12 protein-coding genes are annotated in these 17,498 nt (G+C 36.7%); 7 read left to right on the forward strand and 5 right to left on the reverse strand.

Annotation, left to right across the window (positions count from 1 at the left end; translation table 11 throughout):
- Positions 1–33 precede the first annotated feature (33 nt).
- Positions 34–1,305 (forward strand): YaiO family outer membrane beta-barrel protein, encoded by a 1,272-nt coding sequence (locus YQ22_RS17125; protein WP_198033491.1) that lies wholly within the window; start codon positions 34–36, stop codon positions 1,303–1,305.
- On the opposite strand, the gene YQ22_RS17130 is transcribed toward YQ22_RS17125, so the two are convergent.
- Together YQ22_RS17130 and YQ22_RS17135 are read right to left on the reverse strand one after the other, a co-directional pair.
- Positions 1,295–2,587 (reverse strand): hypothetical protein, encoded by a 1,293-nt coding sequence (locus YQ22_RS17130; protein WP_156894593.1) that lies wholly within the window; start codon positions 2,585–2,587, stop codon positions 1,295–1,297. The genes YQ22_RS17125 and YQ22_RS17130 overlap by 11 nt on opposite strands.
- 744 nt (positions 2,588–3,331) lie before the next feature.
- Entirely contained in the window at positions 3,332–4,195 is an 864-nt protein-coding gene (locus YQ22_RS17135; RefSeq protein ID WP_036154298.1) for a sigma-70 family RNA polymerase sigma factor, read from the reverse strand.
- A 172-nt stretch (positions 4,196–4,367) separates the two neighbouring features.
- On the opposite strand from YQ22_RS17135, the gene YQ22_RS17140 reads away from it, so the two are divergent.
- The 5 genes from YQ22_RS17140 to YQ22_RS17160 all read left to right on the forward strand — a co-directional run bounded on the left by YQ22_RS17140 (position 4,368) and on the right by YQ22_RS17160 (position 11,705).
- A complete protein-coding gene (locus YQ22_RS17140; protein ID WP_071342168.1) occupies positions 4,368–4,877 on the forward strand; it encodes a DUF6155 family protein in 510 nt (169 codons plus the stop codon).
- A gap of 3 nt (positions 4,878–4,880) precedes the next feature.
- Positions 4,881–5,810, forward strand: coding sequence for a 2-hydroxyacid dehydrogenase (locus tag YQ22_RS17145; protein WP_071342169.1), 930 nt, complete (start codon positions 4,881–4,883; stop codon positions 5,808–5,810).
- A gap of 98 nt (positions 5,811–5,908) precedes the next feature.
- On the forward strand, positions 5,909–7,420 hold the full coding sequence (locus YQ22_RS17150; RefSeq protein WP_071342170.1) for a DEAD/DEAH box helicase: 1,512 nt from the start codon (positions 5,909–5,911) through the stop codon (positions 7,418–7,420).
- A gap of 166 nt (positions 7,421–7,586) precedes the next feature.
- Positions 7,587–9,797: a hypothetical protein gene (locus YQ22_RS17155; RefSeq protein WP_156894594.1), complete on the forward strand. Its 2,211-nt coding sequence runs from the start codon at positions 7,587–7,589 to the stop codon at positions 9,795–9,797.
- A gap of 654 nt (positions 9,798–10,451) precedes the next feature.
- Positions 10,452–11,705, forward strand: a complete 1,254-nt coding sequence (locus tag YQ22_RS17160) for a glycosyltransferase (RefSeq protein ID WP_071342172.1) — start codon at positions 10,452–10,454, stop codon at positions 11,703–11,705.
- 53 nt (positions 11,706–11,758) lie between these two features.
- Here the strand turns inward: YQ22_RS17160 and YQ22_RS17165 are convergent, their stop codons facing one another.
- Both YQ22_RS17165 and YQ22_RS17170 read right to left on the reverse strand, forming a co-directional pair.
- Positions 11,759–12,208, reverse strand: coding sequence for an ASCH domain-containing protein (locus tag YQ22_RS17165; RefSeq protein WP_198033492.1), 450 nt, complete (start codon positions 12,206–12,208; stop codon positions 11,759–11,761).
- 2 nt (positions 12,209–12,210) lie between these two features.
- Positions 12,211–14,250, reverse strand: a complete 2,040-nt coding sequence (locus YQ22_RS17170; RefSeq protein ID WP_071342174.1) for a hypothetical protein — start codon at positions 14,248–14,250, stop codon at positions 12,211–12,213.
- A 310-nt stretch (positions 14,251–14,560) separates the two neighbouring features.
- Here YQ22_RS17170 and YQ22_RS17175 point away from each other — a divergent pair, with 310 nt between their 5' ends.
- A complete protein-coding gene (locus tag YQ22_RS17175) occupies positions 14,561–16,405 on the forward strand; it encodes a PLP-dependent transferase (RefSeq protein WP_071342175.1) in 1,845 nt (614 codons plus the stop codon).
- Between the two features lie 17 nt (positions 16,406–16,422).
- Here the strand turns inward: YQ22_RS17175 and YQ22_RS17180 are convergent, their stop codons facing one another.
- The gene (locus tag YQ22_RS17180; RefSeq protein ID WP_071342176.1) at positions 16,423–17,403 is read right to left on the reverse strand and encodes a PLP-dependent cysteine synthase family protein; all 981 of its coding nucleotides are present in this window, start codon (positions 17,401–17,403) and stop codon (positions 16,423–16,425) included.
- Positions 17,404–17,498: the final 95 nt, after the last annotated feature.

Consider the following 17,498-nt stretch of genomic DNA (forward strand, 5'->3'; position numbering starts at 1 on the left):
AATAAGAGTTGGCTACATATTACATCTTTAATCATGCTACTGCTTGTTACTCAGGCAAAAGGGCAAGATACACCGTATAGTAACCCTTCTTTTGAAAGTGCTTATGCTTTGGCGTATGAGGGCAAAACAAATACTGCCCACAATATATTGTACACCTTGATCAATGAACCGGAAACAGAGGAGGAAACTTCTATTCTATGGGCAAGAACCTTAAGTTGGCGAGGCGATTATGATGGTGCCAGGTCTGCGTTCAATACCATATTGTCTAAGAACAAGAATAACAGAGTAGCGTGGTTAGGGGCTATAAAGAACGAACTTTATGCCAAAAACTATCATACTGCACATGGTCTTGCCAATAAGGCTTTACTGCATAAATCTAATGACCCTGAGCTGCAAAGATTACGAGCAATTGCCATAGATGGGATAAATGGCATTGTTTATAGTGATAAAGCTTGGTATAATGTAAACAGTAAAATAGCAAGGAGTTCATCAAAACCAAAAAAAGAAACTGCTAAGGTTGCCGAGAGGGATACCTTGCAAAATGTACATAAAACACCGGTTACCGAAGAACAGCTAAAAAACACGGTTTCGGTAAACAGTTCGGTTACTTTTTACGATAAGCGTTTTGATCCTATTACAACCTCTAGTATTTCTTACAATAGGCAAACACCTTACGGAGTGATCATTCCTAGAATAAACAACAGCAATAGGCTAGGCAAAAACGGAATTCAATTAGATGTAGACCTTTATCCAAAAATTACCAAGGGCGTTTATGCCTATTTAAATTATGGTTATTCGGAATCTGATTTGTATCCAAACCATAAAATGGGTGGGGATGTCTACTATAATCATAAAAGTGGTATTGAATTTTCTGCAGGTGGTAGATTCATAAATTTTGCGACCAAGGATGTAAAATCTATAACCAATTCATTGGGGTATTATACTGGTAACTACTATTTTTCATTGCGATCGTACATTACGCCAGAAGCCGATAATTTAACCAATGTATCGGGGAATCTATTAATCCGCAAGTATCTAAAGGATGCCGAAAACTTTATGGGTATAAATGTAGGTGTAGGGTTTTCACCAGAGCTACGTCAATTTACTTCTGGTGACCAATTACTGGCAGAAACATTGTTGTATATAGAATCTCAACGTTTAAGTTTTGAGTATCAGTTTACAAGTAAGAATAATTTGAGCGCTTATAGAACCAATGTTGGGGTTTTGAGACAAGAACAATCTTTTGACCCCGGTAGTTATTTTTATTCCATTTCAGCGGGGCTCACCTATGAGTTCAATTTTTAGAACCCATATCGGTAATCCACTTATCGGCATACATGCCATATACCAAGCCCAGTTCATTATCATATACATATTGTTCATCTTTACCGCTGTCAAAATTTACGTTGAAGACAAACACTTTAATTCCTGCATCTCTTAACGCTAACATTAATTTCTTCTGACTAGAGATTATTCTTCGTGATACCGCAGCATATTTTACATCGTTCACCTTTAAGAAATTAATTTTGTCTCCCTTTATTGCCAATAAGGGTTCTTGGGAGATCATGGTATGTATACCGTTTTCAGATGCTTTTTCTACGGCCATAACACTGAACAATTCCATAATTAGTCGGTCCTTATCAATAAAAGCATTGGCAAAGGCTAGTGGGTCGTTTACTTTATCAGTTATTAAAGTAGCATCTGGATGTTGCTTAAACCAAGTATTTATGCCTTCCATATCCAAGGTGGTATAATCCCCATAGATTTTCTGTTTCATAAATAGGGCATGGGTAGGGGGCAAGGTACCTGTATAATCCGTAAAACGTGCCCACATGTTCCAATCATGTGCCGCTACTAATTTGCCGTCAGAAGTTTCTATAATATCCAGCTCAAAAAACCTGAATCCTTTTTTATAGTTTTCATCTAGGGCGTGTTTAGAATTGGTAGACTTTACACCATTGATTTCACCACCTGCGTGGGCAATGTAACGATCAATATTGTCTTCAAATTCATAGACCTCTCTTGGAAAATATATGGTTGTGTCCAATATTAGTGAAGCAATACGTATTTGCTTGGTAATGGAATTATCATCTATTTGCTCAAAAATTTGCCCATCTATATGATGCATAATATATGCTTGTCTTCCTTTTAATGTACTTAACTGGGGTAGCCCTAAATTGTTAAGTTCCTTCTGGTATCCTTCTAATTTTGCGGCTGCGGAATCATGTGCCAATATGGCTATGCTAGCTTTGGCTTTCATCATTTCAGTAAGTACTTTAATAAAGTCTATTACGTCTTGATCACTACCATAGGTGTCAAAAGACTTAAATTCTATTTTATGATCGCCTTGCAAGTGCACTATGGTCAGACCTCGTTCAATGGTCTCGGTTTGTGAACCATAGGTGAAGGTACTACGTTGGTGTGTATTAAAACTGTGGCTGTTGAGTATAAGTTCTACATTGGTGAAATCATCTACGTAAGCAGTATACTCTTTTACTGCATGTGCATTTACTTGGTTACCTATTAAGAAAGTTACCAATATCGTATATAGTATACTTTTTGTTTTACTGCCGGGGAAACACATCATTATATGTATTGTTTTATGTTACTAAAGGTAAAAGATTATACCATATTTAAAGGATTACTATAAAAACGCAAATATCACCAAGGTATTGTTATCTGTTATGTGGTTGAAAATCAATCTTTTGTATTGATAAAAATTAAAAGATTTCTTAACAATAGCTTAAAGCATATATGAAAGTTAGTATTCCGGATGGGTATTAAAAAGCGTCAAATTTGAGGGAAAAACCGATTAAGTACCTAATAATAGGATGAACTACATTGGTCGCACCCCTAATAAAACACAGGGTTGAAGGGTATTTTTATGTTTAACAACATATTTAGGTAGTTTTTACAACATATTTAAATTGGTTCACCACAATTTATTGTGACAACCTTAACATCATTATATATTTACTATCAAGATATGAAAACCCAAATTAAGATTAACTTTTAAACCTACAATATGCTTTACGACACCTACGGTGAAGAATACCTTATTTTTCTTCAAGATTTAAATGAGATTTTAAGTATCAACGAATTAGCTGAGTTGGATTACATGTAAAATCTACCAAACCAAAACACCAATAAAATTTAAACCTATGGCACATCAAAACCAAGATTTCTCGTCCTATCAAAATTTCATCCAGGATCTAAATAGTATTCTGGTAAATTTTAATATCAATAAACTATCCTATTCTTAGGATGATAAAAAACAAAAAGAAAGCGCCCGTTTTATACGGGCGCTTTCTTTTTTAAAACAAAATTATATTTAGCCTAAATAGGTCTTAAGTAACTTGCTTCTAGAGGCATGTCTTAATTTACGAATTGCCTTTTCTCTAATTTGTCTAACACGTTCCCTGGTCAAATCAAAGGTTTGTCCGATCTCTGCCAAGGTCATGGACTGTTGGTCACCAATACCGTAATATAGCTTTACTACATCTGCTTCTCTTGGAGATAGGGTATCTAAAGCTCTATTGATTTCAGTGTTCAATGATTGCTGTAATAAAATGTTATCCGGTCTTGGAGATTCTCCTGAACGTAATACATCATACAGATTGGAATCTTCGCCTTCACGTAACGGAGCATCCATAGATACGTGTCTTCCAGAATTTTTCAATGATTGCTTTACTTCAGATACGGTCATTTCCAACTCTTTGGCAATCTCTTCTGGAGACGGTGGGCGCTCATGTGCCTGCTCTAAATAAGAAAATGTCTTTTTTATCTTGTTAATTGAACCAATTTTGTTCAACGGTAAACGAACAACTCTAGATTGTTCTGCCAAAGCTTGCAATATGGATTGTCTGATCCACCAAACGGCATAGGATATAAACTTAAATCCTCTTGTTTCATCAAATCTTTTTGCTGCTTTAACTAAGCCTAAGTTACCTTCGTTAATTAAATCCGGTAATTTTAGACCCTGATTTTGGTATTGTTTTGCTACGGAAACCACAAATCTTAAGTTGGCCGTGGTCAATTTTTCCAAAGCTGCTTGACTACCTTCTCGAATCTTCTGCGCTAGTTCTACCTCTTCATTCGCTGTAATCAAATCAATTTTACTGATATCTTGCAAGTATTTATCCAGTGATTTCGATTCACGATTCGTTACCTGCTTGATAATCTTTAGTTGCCTCATATGTGTGTATGGAATTTAGAAGTTGTACAAGTTTACAGTATAGCATTTTTTATCGTAATAACCTAATGAATAACATCATAGTTCTACACCATTTATTAGCTTTAACAAAGATTTAAGGATTTATGACGTTACATTGGTAAAGTGTATTTTTGATGTCTTACAGCACATATTTATGAGTAAAAGGGCATTAAAAACACACCTATCCAAATCACCGAAAAAAGCGCTGGAAGAGCAGATATTGGAGTTGTACGAGAAATTTCCGGCGGTGAAGACTTACTATGACTTTGCCTTTAACCCTAAAGAGGATAAATTGGTGCAAGATGCCAAGGCAAAAATCTCAAACGAGTACTTCCCTTTAAAAAGAAAGCGGCCACGGGCAAGACGTTCGGTAGCTCAAAAATTCATCAAACATTTTATTAAATTGGGGGTAGACTCTCACCTTATTGCTGATGTCATGTGCTATAATCTTGAAATTGCACAGACGTTTTCAATGGAGAAAAATGTGCCCGACTCCTTTTTCAAAAGCATGTTGAATTCATTTAACGAGGTAGTTCACTTTACAAGCGTTCAAGGAATCTTTACGGATTTTAAAGAGCGTATTCTTAAAATTTATACGGAAACCCAAAACCAAAAATGGCCTTATGAAGAAGAATTCTCTAAAGCCTTGGATATAATTGATTAGCATATGGCAATAGTTATCATAAGACAAGACAATAAGATAGATCTATGGAAGAATGCACTGCTTAAAGAGAATAGCTCACTTAAAGTGTACAGCTATTTAGAAGAGCACCCAAAGGAAGATATTACCATGGCCTGTATTTGGAAACATCCAAAAGGTGCTCTGGCAGATTACCCGAACTTAAAATGTATTGCCTCTGCAGGGGCAGGGGTAGACTATATTTTTGAAGATGATACCAGACCTAAGAATATTCCCATTACACGTATTGTAGATCCTTATTTGGCCAGTGACATGTCTGAACATGTTCTGAGTGTACTATTGGCGCATCTTAAAAATTTGAACGCATATAAATTAGATCAGATAGACCATATTTGGCAACCTAAGGATTACAAAAGAATTAAGGACGTTACCGTTGGCATTTTAGGTCTTGGCGAATTGGGTGCGCTTACTGCTAAAGACCTCACTTCCGTTGGGTTCAAGGTACAAGGGTGGAGTAGAAGCAAGAAAGACATACAGGGCGTAAAAACTTATGCAGGTCCGGAAGAAAAGGATGCGTTTTTAAAGACTAGTGATATTTTGGTGTGCCTGCTACCGCTAACTCCGGCAACCGAAGCTATTTTAAATAAAGAATTGTTATCCAAACTTCCACAAGATGCTTATCTTATTAATGTTGCCCGTGGGGGACACTTGGTAGATGAGGATCTTTTGGCACTTTTAGACGAGAATCATTTATCAGGGGCTTGTTTAGATGTGTACCACACTGAACCCTTACCTAAATACCATCCGTTTTGGAGCCATAAAAAAATACACATGACCCCTCATTACGCCAGTGTATCGGACACCGGTTCGGTTATTCCACAAATTGTAGAAAACTACAAAAGGTTAGATTCCGGCGAAAAATTGCAGAATCTGGTAGATATGAACAAGGGATATTAATATTGTGTTTTAAAGTTTTTTATTTCCTATACCCATAAAATTCTTATAATTTTATAAGGTTTTTGCATTATTAATCTAAATAAACGCCTACAAACCTTTTGAAGTTACATAAAGAGACCGCTGAGAAGACCCTGTACGATTATCAAGAGGAAGATCTACATACTATTTTTAAGTATCTAGAAGAGAACGGTGATAATTCTAACCTGCTTTACCAACTGCCTACCGGTGGTGGAAAGACCGTGGTGTTTTCTGAAATAGCCAAGCGCTACATAGCCAAGACCAATAAAAAAGTCATTGTACTTACCCATCGTATAGAACTTAGTCAACAAACCTCTAGAATGTTGAAAGGGTTTGGGGTAAAGAACAAAATAATTAATAGCGAGGTCAAGGAGTGGCAGGATCAAGATGAGTTCATGTGTTTTGTTGCCATGGTAGAAACGCTGAACAATAGACTTCAGGAAGAGAAAGTAGAGATCAATAACATTGGTTTGGTCATTATTGATGAGGCGCATTACAATTCTTTCCGCAAACTCTTTAAGTACTTCGAGAACTCTGTTATACTTGGGGTAACGGCAACGCCTTTAAGCTCCAATATTAAGCTACCCATGAAAGACAACTATAAAAAGTTGATCGTGGGCGAGTCTATAGAATCCTTGATTCAGAAAAAATTCTTGGCTAAGGCCAACATGTACAATTATGACGTTAGCCTACAGACCCTAAAATTGGGTATTAGTGGAGATTATACGGTAAAATCGTCCGATGAACTTTACGGAAACCACAGCATGTTGAACAAGCTTGTTTCCGCTTACAATGAAATAGCAAAAGGTACCAAGACCTTAATTTTCAACAATGGTATAAATACCTCTAGGTACGTTTGCGAAACCTTTAAAAAAGCTGGGTATAACATTCGTCATTTAGATAATAAGAATAATGCTGCGGAGCGAAAAGAGATTCTAAAATGGTTTAAAGAAACCCCTGATGCCATTTTGACTTCCGTAAGTATTTTGACCACCGGTTTTGATGAACCTAGTGTGGAGACCATTATTTTGAATCGTGCTACACGTTCATTGACCCTTTATTTTCAAATGATCGGTCGTGGTTCTAGATATCTGCCCAACAAACAGGAATTCAATGTTATTGATATGGGTAACAATGTTGCCCGTTTTGGACTTTGGAACGCTGGTATAGATTGGCAGGAAATTTTTCATTTTCCAGATTTCTATTTGGAGAATATTAAGAACGATGAGGAAATTGAGCGTGAATTCGTTTATGAAATGCCGCCGGACCTAAGGGCGGAATTTTCAAAATCGACCGACATTGATTTTGACATTAAGGCGGAATACAAAAAGAGTTTTGCCAACGGTGAAAAATCCAAACTTGTGCTGGAAAAGAGTATTGAGCAACATGCCAAAATATGTGTAGAAAACTCAGAAGACGTTTTTGATGCCCGTATTCTTGCGAAAAAATTAAAGGAAGAAATTCAATATCGTGTGCGCCAATATTCGTACTGTATTATGAACAATACCAAAAATTACAAAGAATGGTTAGAGGAAGATTATGAGCGTAAACTACGTTCTAAAATCTCTAAACTTTTTGCGGCTAAAATGTAGGGGTAAAGACTAGGTTAGGCATTATGATTTAGAATAAGCGTAGTTGCCAATTCTGTATTTAGGTGTGCCGTATTTTACGGGATGTTGAAAAATGTAGGGTTCGTTACCTATTTACACAGAAGTTGGTTAATTTCAAGAGCTAGAACCACCAGAACGCTCTCAACTAATGAAAAATCGCTTATTTTCACTCACCTTACTTCTAACCATTTTATTTTACGGCATTGCAGGCTATCACTTTTTAACCGGTTGGCATCCTATCGTCATGATGTTTATTGCCATTATTTTGGGGCTCGTGATCAACATTTTGGTATATGGCATCTTAAATGTTCTAGGTAAAAGTTTAAAGCAAATTTCTCTTCACTCTATAACCGCTGTTCTTAGCGCAGTTATTGTTTTTACCATTTTAAAATGTATTGGGTTTGGTTGGCCTACCTTATTTTATACTTGCATCATAGCGTTAGGCATACTTTTATGTATTGCGCTATATCAATTTCAATTGAAAAGGAACCTTCTAAATGGTGCCTTTTTATTGATACTTTTAGGCGGCACCGGTTATGCTTTGTTCGCCCTGGCAAATTCCGGGTCGGACCCTTATGAGAAAGAAGTTCCATTGGCTTTTGCACATGAAAATTCCTTTCCACCAGAACCGGTTCCCATACAGAACCCTGCTGCACCTGGTACGTTCAAGGTTAAAACGTTTACCTATGGTAGCGGTACGGATGTACAACGAGAGGAATTTTCAACCGGCGTAAAGTTTAGGACGAATACTGTTGATGGTTCCCTGTTAATTCCCGATTGGAAGGATAAAAAGAAAAAATGGCGCGAACGCTATTGGGGTTTTGGTGCAGAGAATTTTCCATTGAACGGTAGGGTGTATATGCCGGAAGGTGAGGGACCTTTCCCCATTACCTTAATTGTACATGGTAATCATAATATGTTAGATTACTCCGATGATGGTTATGGTTATTTGGGGAATTTATTAGCGAGTAGGGGGATTATAGCGGTATCCGTAGATGAAAATTTTTTAAACGGTCATTGGTCCGGCGATTTTAGGGGAAAAGAAATGCCTGCGCGCGCATGGTTGTTATTAAAGCACTTGGAGCAATGGAGAACTTGGAACAATCAAGAGGGTCATGAGCTATCTCAAAAGGTAGATTTGGACAATATTATGCTCGTTGGGCATTCCCGTGGTGGAGAGGCGGTTTCCATTGCCGCAGCGTATAATCCGTTACCCTATTTTCCTGATCAGGCATTGGAAAAATTCAATTTCAATTTCGGAATTAAAGGGGTAGTGGCACTTGCTCCAACGGATTATAGATATGACCGTAAGATAATACTGAACAATATAAATTTTTTAAGTATACAGGGCTCTTATGATGCGGATGAAGTGAGCTTTTGGGGTATGAGACCCTACCGTCGGTTACAGTACACGGATTCTATTTCCAGATTTAAGGCCGGGGTGTACATTCACCATGCCAATCACGGTCAATTTAATACCACTTGGGGCAATTCTGATTTTGGCGCACCTTCTAAATGGTTATTGAATTTAAATCCGCTTTTAAAGGAGGTTCAGCAACAAGAAGCTGCCAAGGTGTTTATCAGCTCCTTTGCAGAGGCTACGTTGAAGAATAGGGAAGAATACCACGCCATATTCAAAAATGTTTCCGTTGCCAAACAATGGCTTCCGGTAGAGCATTACCTTACTTCTTTTGAATCCTCTAGTTTTCATACTATTGCTGATTTTGAGGGCGATATTGATATAACTACGGCAAAGGATAGCGCAAAGATACTAGCTACGAATATGGCGCTTTGGAAAGAACAAAACCTACCTACACGTGATGAAGGTAGCCAAGAGAACAATGCCGTTATCCTGGGATGGGATTATGAGAATACCGATAATAGTTCCGATAAAGCAAGGTATGAAATTTTGCTTTCCGAAGCCGATTCCATCCCTTTAAGAAATACCACAAGTCTACAGTTTACCCTTGGTGCCGGCAATCACGAATGGTTGGATTTCAATTTGACCGATGAGCAGAAAGAAGCGAAAGAAGATGCCGAAGAACGGGAAGTGCCACAGTTGGATTTCTCCATACAGCTTACCGATAAAGCGGGACAAACAAGCATGGTAAAAGTGAGCGATATCAAAGGCATAACCAAACCTTTAAAAACCCGCTTTACCAAATTCGGATTCTTGGATAAGGAAATGATCGGTGAAGACTGGGAAGTGCAATTACAGACCTTTCATATTCCCTTGGAAGCTTTTTCAGCAGCAAATTCAATACTTAAAATCGATGAGATCACTACGATCAGTTTTATTTTTGACCAAACGGATTATGGGGTAGTGGTACTAGATGAAATAGGGGTTTCGGGGGATTAGTTGTTGGTTGTTGGTTGTTGGTTGTTGGTTGTTGGTTGTTGGTTGATGGAAATTAAGCTTTGCTAAATTTCATAGAACAAAAAGTCTATACTCTAATTTCTATTTTCTCAATTCTTACTTAACACATTGTAAAATCAAACTACTTAATACTTCGTACTTCTCACTTTACACCTTTCAGTCCGTTCGAGTGAATTTCGAGGCACGAGAAATTAGCTTGCCCGCCGAGTAGGAGGGTATCGAGAACCCTTTCGAGTACCAAAGGTTCTAGATACCTGCCCGCCGGCAGGCAGGCATCTTTCTAGTTTCCTCTATGCTTCAACTAAAAAGCCACTCGAAGTGACAGCGGTTTTAATCTGCAATACCAATCTATAAACGTATGGTCAATTCGAGTGAATTTTGAGGCACGAGAAATTAGCTTGCCCGCCGAGTAGGAGGGTATCGAGAACTCTTTCGTGTACCAAAGGTTCTCGATACACCTTTCTAGTTTCCACTATGCTTCAACTAAAAAGCCACTCGAACTGACAATAGTACTTTATTGATAATCCGTTACATTCATTCAACAAATTACCACGTAGCGAAAAGCTCCTCGCAATGACGTAATAAACTTGCCAACCAACAAGCATTTCCCGTACTTTGTACTTAATACTTCGGACTTTGTACTTAAAAAAACATCCCAAAACCCTTCTCGTAATCGCATTGGTATGGCCAGAACCTGCTTCTACTGCGGCCGGTGTTCGTATGATGCAACTGTTACAGGTTTTTAAAAACCAAGGGTACAGCATTACGATTGCTTCTGCGGCTTCAAAATCAGCGTATTCGGCGGATATGGTAGCGCTTGGATATGAAACTGCGGAAATCAAGATGAACGATGGTTCTTTTGATGTTTTTGTAAAAGAGTTAAATCCTGATGTGGTGTTGTTCGATCGGTTTTTGACCGAAGAACAATTTGGGTGGCGTGTAGCGGAAAACTGTCCACAAGCACTTAGAGTGTTAGATACGGAAGATTTACATTCCCTTCGTCATGTGCGCGAGCAGTGTTTTAAAAAAGAAATTCCATTTACTACTGAAGCTTGGTTAGCTGATGATAAGACCAAACGGGAAATTGCCAGTATATATCGCTGTGATCTGTCCCTGATCATTTCCAGCTATGAAATGGAACTATTGACCGAAGTACTCAAAATTGATAAAAGTCTATTGTTGTTACTCCCTTTTATGGTCAATGAAATTGGTAATGACACCAGTTGGAAAACATTTGAACAGCGACAAGATTTTATATTTATAGGCGGAGGCAAACATGCCCCTAATATAGATGCCGTAAAATGTTTGAAATCCATTATCTGGCCATTGGTGCACAAACAATTGCCCGAGGCAACTATGCATATTTACGGTGCTTATTTGCCTCAGCAGCTACTGGAAATGCACAACCCGAAAGAGAAGTTTCTGGTACACGGTAGAGCGGATAATGTAGATGCTATCATGCAAAACGCCAAAGTATGTTTGGCTCCGCTACGTTTTGGAGCGGGTATAAAAGGAAAATTACTCTCGGCAATGCAAAACGGTACACCCAGCGTAACTACCACCTTGGGCGCGGAAGGCATGCATGGTATTCTGGATTGGAACGGATATATAGAAAACGACCACAGCGCTTTTGTAGCAGCTGCTGTTCGCTTATACACTAAAAAAGAAGCATGGCAAACCGCACAAGAACAAGCCAAAACTCTAATCAATACTTTATACAATAAAACAAGTCTAGAAAGCATTCTTGCAAACAACATAGCACAGCTTCAACAGCATATAACTACACACCGCAAACAGAATTTTATAGGCACCTTGCTACAACACCAAACCATGACCGCTACCAAGTTTATGAGTAAATGGATTGAGGAGAAGAATAGGCGAAGTGATTAGGTAAAGTTTTATTATCAGTTAGTGTGTGAGAAAAGTAGGATAAAAAAAAACTTTTATGATATCAATTTTTTAAGAGGGCTATTACTTATTAGCTCTTTGTTTAAATATCCATAACTTTGTGGGGGAGAAAAACCAGGAAAATAATTCTTTAAATTTTTTAAATCAACAGAGTTCTCTGAGAAATTTATAACATCAGCAATTTCAATTCCAAAGGCTTTTTTATTTTCTTTATAGTAGTCATTAAATTCACTTTTCGTAATTCCAGTCTTTTGTCCGTGTTTTTCCCAAAGCCTATTTGGTGTTTCTTTTATTATACTTTCTATTCTACAAATTCCCCAAACTTTTTTTACAGGAGCTGTAACGTAAATTAACATATAGCTATTTTTGCCAGCTCTTGTCGGAGCTGACTTCCTTAATTCTATCGTCTTTTCTCCATTGAAAATACTTTCAGCGAATTTAGGCTTTATAGAGATAAGTAAAAGGTTGCCATCTATGCTATCCAATATCATAATTCATTACCTAATTTATAAAACGCAAGGTACGTTTCCGGTTTAATTTTTATAGGAGTAACAGCCATAAACTTTTTATTTTCGTAGCATTTAAAAACCTCAGCTATATTTTTTAATGATATATTTTTCTTAAATAGTTCAGTATCAGAAAATACGAAAGCCATCATTTTTTTCTTGTTTTTTGCAGTTTTGGATATATGTTCCCATTTATATACACCTAAATGTTCAAACTGTTTAAATAATTTTTTTGGATGGTCAATGAAAATTTCATCTATATATGAGGTTGCTCTGATAAATCCTCTATTTTTAGTAGATTTATTCTCACTAACATACCATAAAATTCGAGATGGAGATTCAAGTATTTTAGGTAATGCAGAGCGATAATATACATTTTCCCTATTTAATAACAATTCATAGTTAGATTCAAATAGTGGAAGTTCTTCGTTTGATTTATCATCAAAAAGATTCTCAGACCAAATAGGTTTTATTGGAATAATATAAGTTGGGATATTTAATCCTTTTAACTTTAAAGGATAAAAATGTCTTTCAATATTATAATTGACTAAAAATGGATTAGAATGGTTACTACTTATTGTAGAAATAATATTTTTAGCTTGTGGTAATTCTGTAATTAGAGAATCAATATTTTTTACATTTGTTATTCCTTTTAAGTTTATTTTAATCCAATTGTTCTCAACTTTTAAAAATTTAGTATCAATAATACTGTTTTCTATATCGGTATCTATTAATTGATCTGTTATTATAATTTTATTTCTATTTTCTTTTAATGATAATGATATAGCCTTGTAAAGTATATGTTTCGATAATGTACTTTTTAAATTATTATTTAGAAATCTAAAAATTGGAATATTAAGAGAATTATTAGCAGTTCTATCTAAAATAATGAATGCTAACTCTTTATTTTTTAAGGAAATTATTTGTAATTCAAAAAGATTAGGTGAAGAAAGACAATCTCTTATAGTTTTTTGAAATTTGCTTTTTCTTTCAGATGGTTTGCGAAATAGATTTGTGAAATAGTCAATGTTTTCACTAGCGATGCTAATTGAGATAATGCTCGTCCCAATTAATTTTTGAGGTTTATATTTCGAAACTTGAATATTTTCATCTAAGCGAGTAATAAATTCACTTGGTCTATAAATTCTTAAATCATATTTACTGAAGAATTCCTTGTTCTTTAGTAAGTTTTCATCTCTTGTAATAAAATACTGGGCCCCTCCAGATATAGAATAAGCTAAATGATTCAAATCTGATTTATCATTCTCACTTTTTCTTAAAAATTTGATTTTAAGTTCATTTAAAACTTGTGTGAATTTATCCTCATTAAAAGGAAGTTCTTTATAATAACTTAATAAATTTCTATTTTTAGTTTTTTCAGATTGAGTTCTACATCTATTTATTTCATTGTAAATTTCTCTTGTATAATATAAAACAGCTTCACTGAGTAACCAATCACTTTTTAAAGCAAGACTTTCTTCCTCTCTTTCGTCTTTTATATCCAGGAAGATATTCATATCAATTACAGCTACAATTTTATTACTTAATTCAAAATCAGATATTTGAGATAATAAATTATTTTGATAATGTGGATACCACCAAATAGTTAAGGGCAATCCTAATTTACTTCTACCCTTTTTCTCTTTGATTGGAACAAAATTGAAACGTTCCCAAACTTTATCAATGCCATAATCATTCCTACAGCTAAGTTTTATACCATCGTATTGTTTGGTAGTTTGTTTTAAATTATCAACTAATTTTTGGGCAATGTTTTTATTACGGTATTTGATATCAATACAGCAATGTACAATCGTAACTCTATTGTATGATATTCGATAAAGTAAATAACCTAAAAATTCATTGGATTTCGAGCTAAACGCCCCAATAAGCTGTCCTAATTTTGCATACTTCTCAAAAGCCGATTTAGGTAAAAAACCTAAGGTCTTTGAGTTTTTATCGCCGAGATTTACTGCTTTTATAAAATTGTCAGAAGTAATATCTTTTATTTTCTTTAATAGCAATTGGTTTATTCTAAGTGAGTTAATTTATTTTAAGTTTGTAACCAACTTAACGTTAAATGTGTTTTAATACTAGAGTAAGTTCGGCACAAAATCCTTTTAACTTTTACATTAATAATTTTTCGGGGAAGACAAAGCTAAGTTCTATATTTCAATAGTTGTACGCAAGTACTTACAAAATGAGTTATGCAGAGTTATCAACGAAAATATAGTGCTAAAACTGCCAACTGTAACTACATACTGATACTGCCCACTGAACACTGAAAACAACCAATAATTACGTAATTTCGAGCTTTCAATAAATTGCTAAAAAATGGAAGTAAATAAAATGCTAGCATATATTACAAAGGTCATTGAACATATGCCACAAGATTGGTTAAACTTAACCACGCATCGGTTGGATATTTACAATGAAGAACTGGCTAAAGTCCAGTTTTTAGACCAGTTTATACAACTAGCAAGAGAAGAGAACGCCAGTACTTTAGCATTGAGCAATTTACCTACGGCGTATGACTACATTCGTTTAGGGCACCCGTTGTCCTGCGTTCTAGAATGGGCAATTGGGAATATCAAAGGGTTACCGGCTGAGCAGGTGATCAGTTTTCAATCTAAGACGGCACCTATTTTAGCCATTTTAAGAAAAAATCTTTTAGACCAGAGAAATACGCTTATTACATATACCAAGGAACTCCCAAGTGCATTTGATATTGATGTACTAAAATCCATTTACGGTTTTTCTTTTGAGTTGAAAAAAGTAGCTAGTCCCGCTGATGTGGAATCGTTCAATGGCAGTACCATTTTTATCTCACAGCAACATGATAGTTCAGCAATAAGCGTATCATCACATATTGATTTTTACGTTACTATGCATGCAGAATTGGGAAGTGTTTTGCTTATCAACGGTGCAGAAAATATACATTACATTTCAGATATTCAGCATTTTAGACGTAGGGAAACCGTTGCCATGACACCTTATAATTGTTTGAACGCTTTACGGGCTTTGGTGCAACTACCGGCTGAAAATTCGGTAATCACCAACACAACGGAGCATAAAGCTGCCGTGTTGGATTTGATACGAGAGGTGAGTGGCAGCCAGACCACACCATTGGTAGCATCTAGCGGCTTATCCGTTCAATATGCGATTCTAATGGGCTTGGTGCATGACGCTTTGGAAAACCATAAGGGCAAAGCCATTAAAATTGTGGTTCCGCCAAATTGCTACGGTGGTACCAATGATCAAGCAAGGCGCGTTGCCGCTTGCAGCGATGCCATAGAAATTGTGGATTTACTGGTAGATGGTGACAATGATATGGTGCAAAGCATTGATCATGTTTTAGAACAAATAGCTGCCCAAGATGCCATACCTTATATTATTGCAGAAATACCAACGAACCCCAGAGTTGAAGTTCCCGACCTTCAAAAACTAAGGGCTGTATTAAGTGCCAAGCGAAAAACCGATACTGGGAGCAAGGCTATTGATCCCGTATTTATTTTGGACCAAACGTTTTGCCCAAATGTCCATTTTTTAGGGGATTCCGACGTTCTTTCATCTGTTAGAACCATTTCATTTGCCAGTGGTTCTAAATTTCCAAGTGGTGGTAAGTGTACCGCCGGATATTGCATTGCGAATAAGAAAGCGGAAGCTTTGATCGAAAAAATACAGTTGCACTTAGCCCTTTGTGATAATGAAGCTACGAATTTGCAATATGAAATTTTAGCAAAACAAATGCCGTCTATGATGCAGCGAATTCATGATGCCTATGTCAATACACGAGACTTTGTTTCCTTTCTAGAAAAAACATTGCCTACGGCGAAAATCAATTTTGTTTCCGAGGCATTGGCAAAGGAAGGTTTTACGCCATCGGTCTTTTCTTTGGACCTACCTACAAAAGGGAATACTCCAGAAGAAAAGGAGGCATACAAAAGAAAAATGAACGCCCTATTGATCGATTTAATGATTACCGAAATACCTGATGAAAGTAAGTATTGCGTCAGCTACGGACAATTAAAAGGGTGTTATTGGACCATACCGGCAACGTCAACACAAGGTACCACCAAAGAGGACGATAAAGATTATATCGCACGTGTGTCGCTTTCCCCTAATATGGACTTAGGACGCCATAAAGAGGTCTTCTTAAAGTTCGTGAAACAAATGTAAAAATGGCTAGGGTAGGACTATTCTATATAGCCCTGCTTGCGCATCCAATCATCATTGAACATTTTACCGACATACCTGCTTCCGTGGTCATGAAATAAAACCACCACAACATCATCTTTGGTAAAGTGTTCCTTTAACTGCAAAACGCCTTTAATGGCAGAACCGGCAGAATTGCCCAAGAACATACCTTCTTCCTTTGCCAAACGCTGGGTGTATACAGCACCGTCTTTATCGGTTACTTTGGTAAATCCGTCAATAATATCAAAGTTTACGTTTTTGGGTAGAATATCTTCGCCAATACCTTCGGTTACGTAAGGGTAGATTTCTTTCTCATCAAAAATTCCCGTTTCGTGGTATTTTTTAAATACGCTACCATAGGTATCTATACCCCAAACTTTTATGTTGGGATTCTGTTCTTTTAAGTACATGCCCACACCAGAAATTGTTCCGCCCGTACCCACACCAACTACAAAATGAGTGATTTTACCATCGGTCTGTTTCCAAATTTCCGGTCCGGTGCTTTCGTAGTGGGCTTTGGCATTACTTGGGTTGTCATACTGATTTACATACCAACTATTAGGCGTCTCTTTAGCCAATCTTTTAGAAACCGAATAATAGGAGCGTGGATCATCTGGCTCAACAGCAGTAGGGCACACGACCACTTCTGCACCTACGGCACGTAGAATGTCGCACTTTTCTTTGGACTGTTTATCCGCCAATACAAAAATACATTTGTAGCCTTTTACAATGGCAGCCAACGCCAAACCCATACCTGTATTGCCAGAGGTACCTTCAATAATGGTGCCGCCAGGTTGCAATCTTCCATCCGCTTCAGCATCCTCGATCATCTTTAAGGCCATACGATCCTTAACCGAATTACCAGGGTTAAACGTCTCATATTTAGCCAATACCAAACAAGGCAATTCTGCCGTAAGTGTATTGATCTTTACAAGGGGAGTATTACCAATTGTTCCCAATATATTTTCTGCGTATTCCATAGCTGCTATTAAAGTCAATCAAAAGTATAAAACGAGAATGACGAAAGCAATTTTGTTGCAGATACATCAAAAATTAAATGAAGCTTTTCTTTTGG

Origin of the sequence: Maribacter sp. 1_2014MBL_MicDiv (assembly GCF_001865655.1) — a bacterium.
GTDB lineage: Bacteria > Bacteroidota > Bacteroidia > Flavobacteriales > Flavobacteriaceae > Maribacter > Maribacter dokdonensis.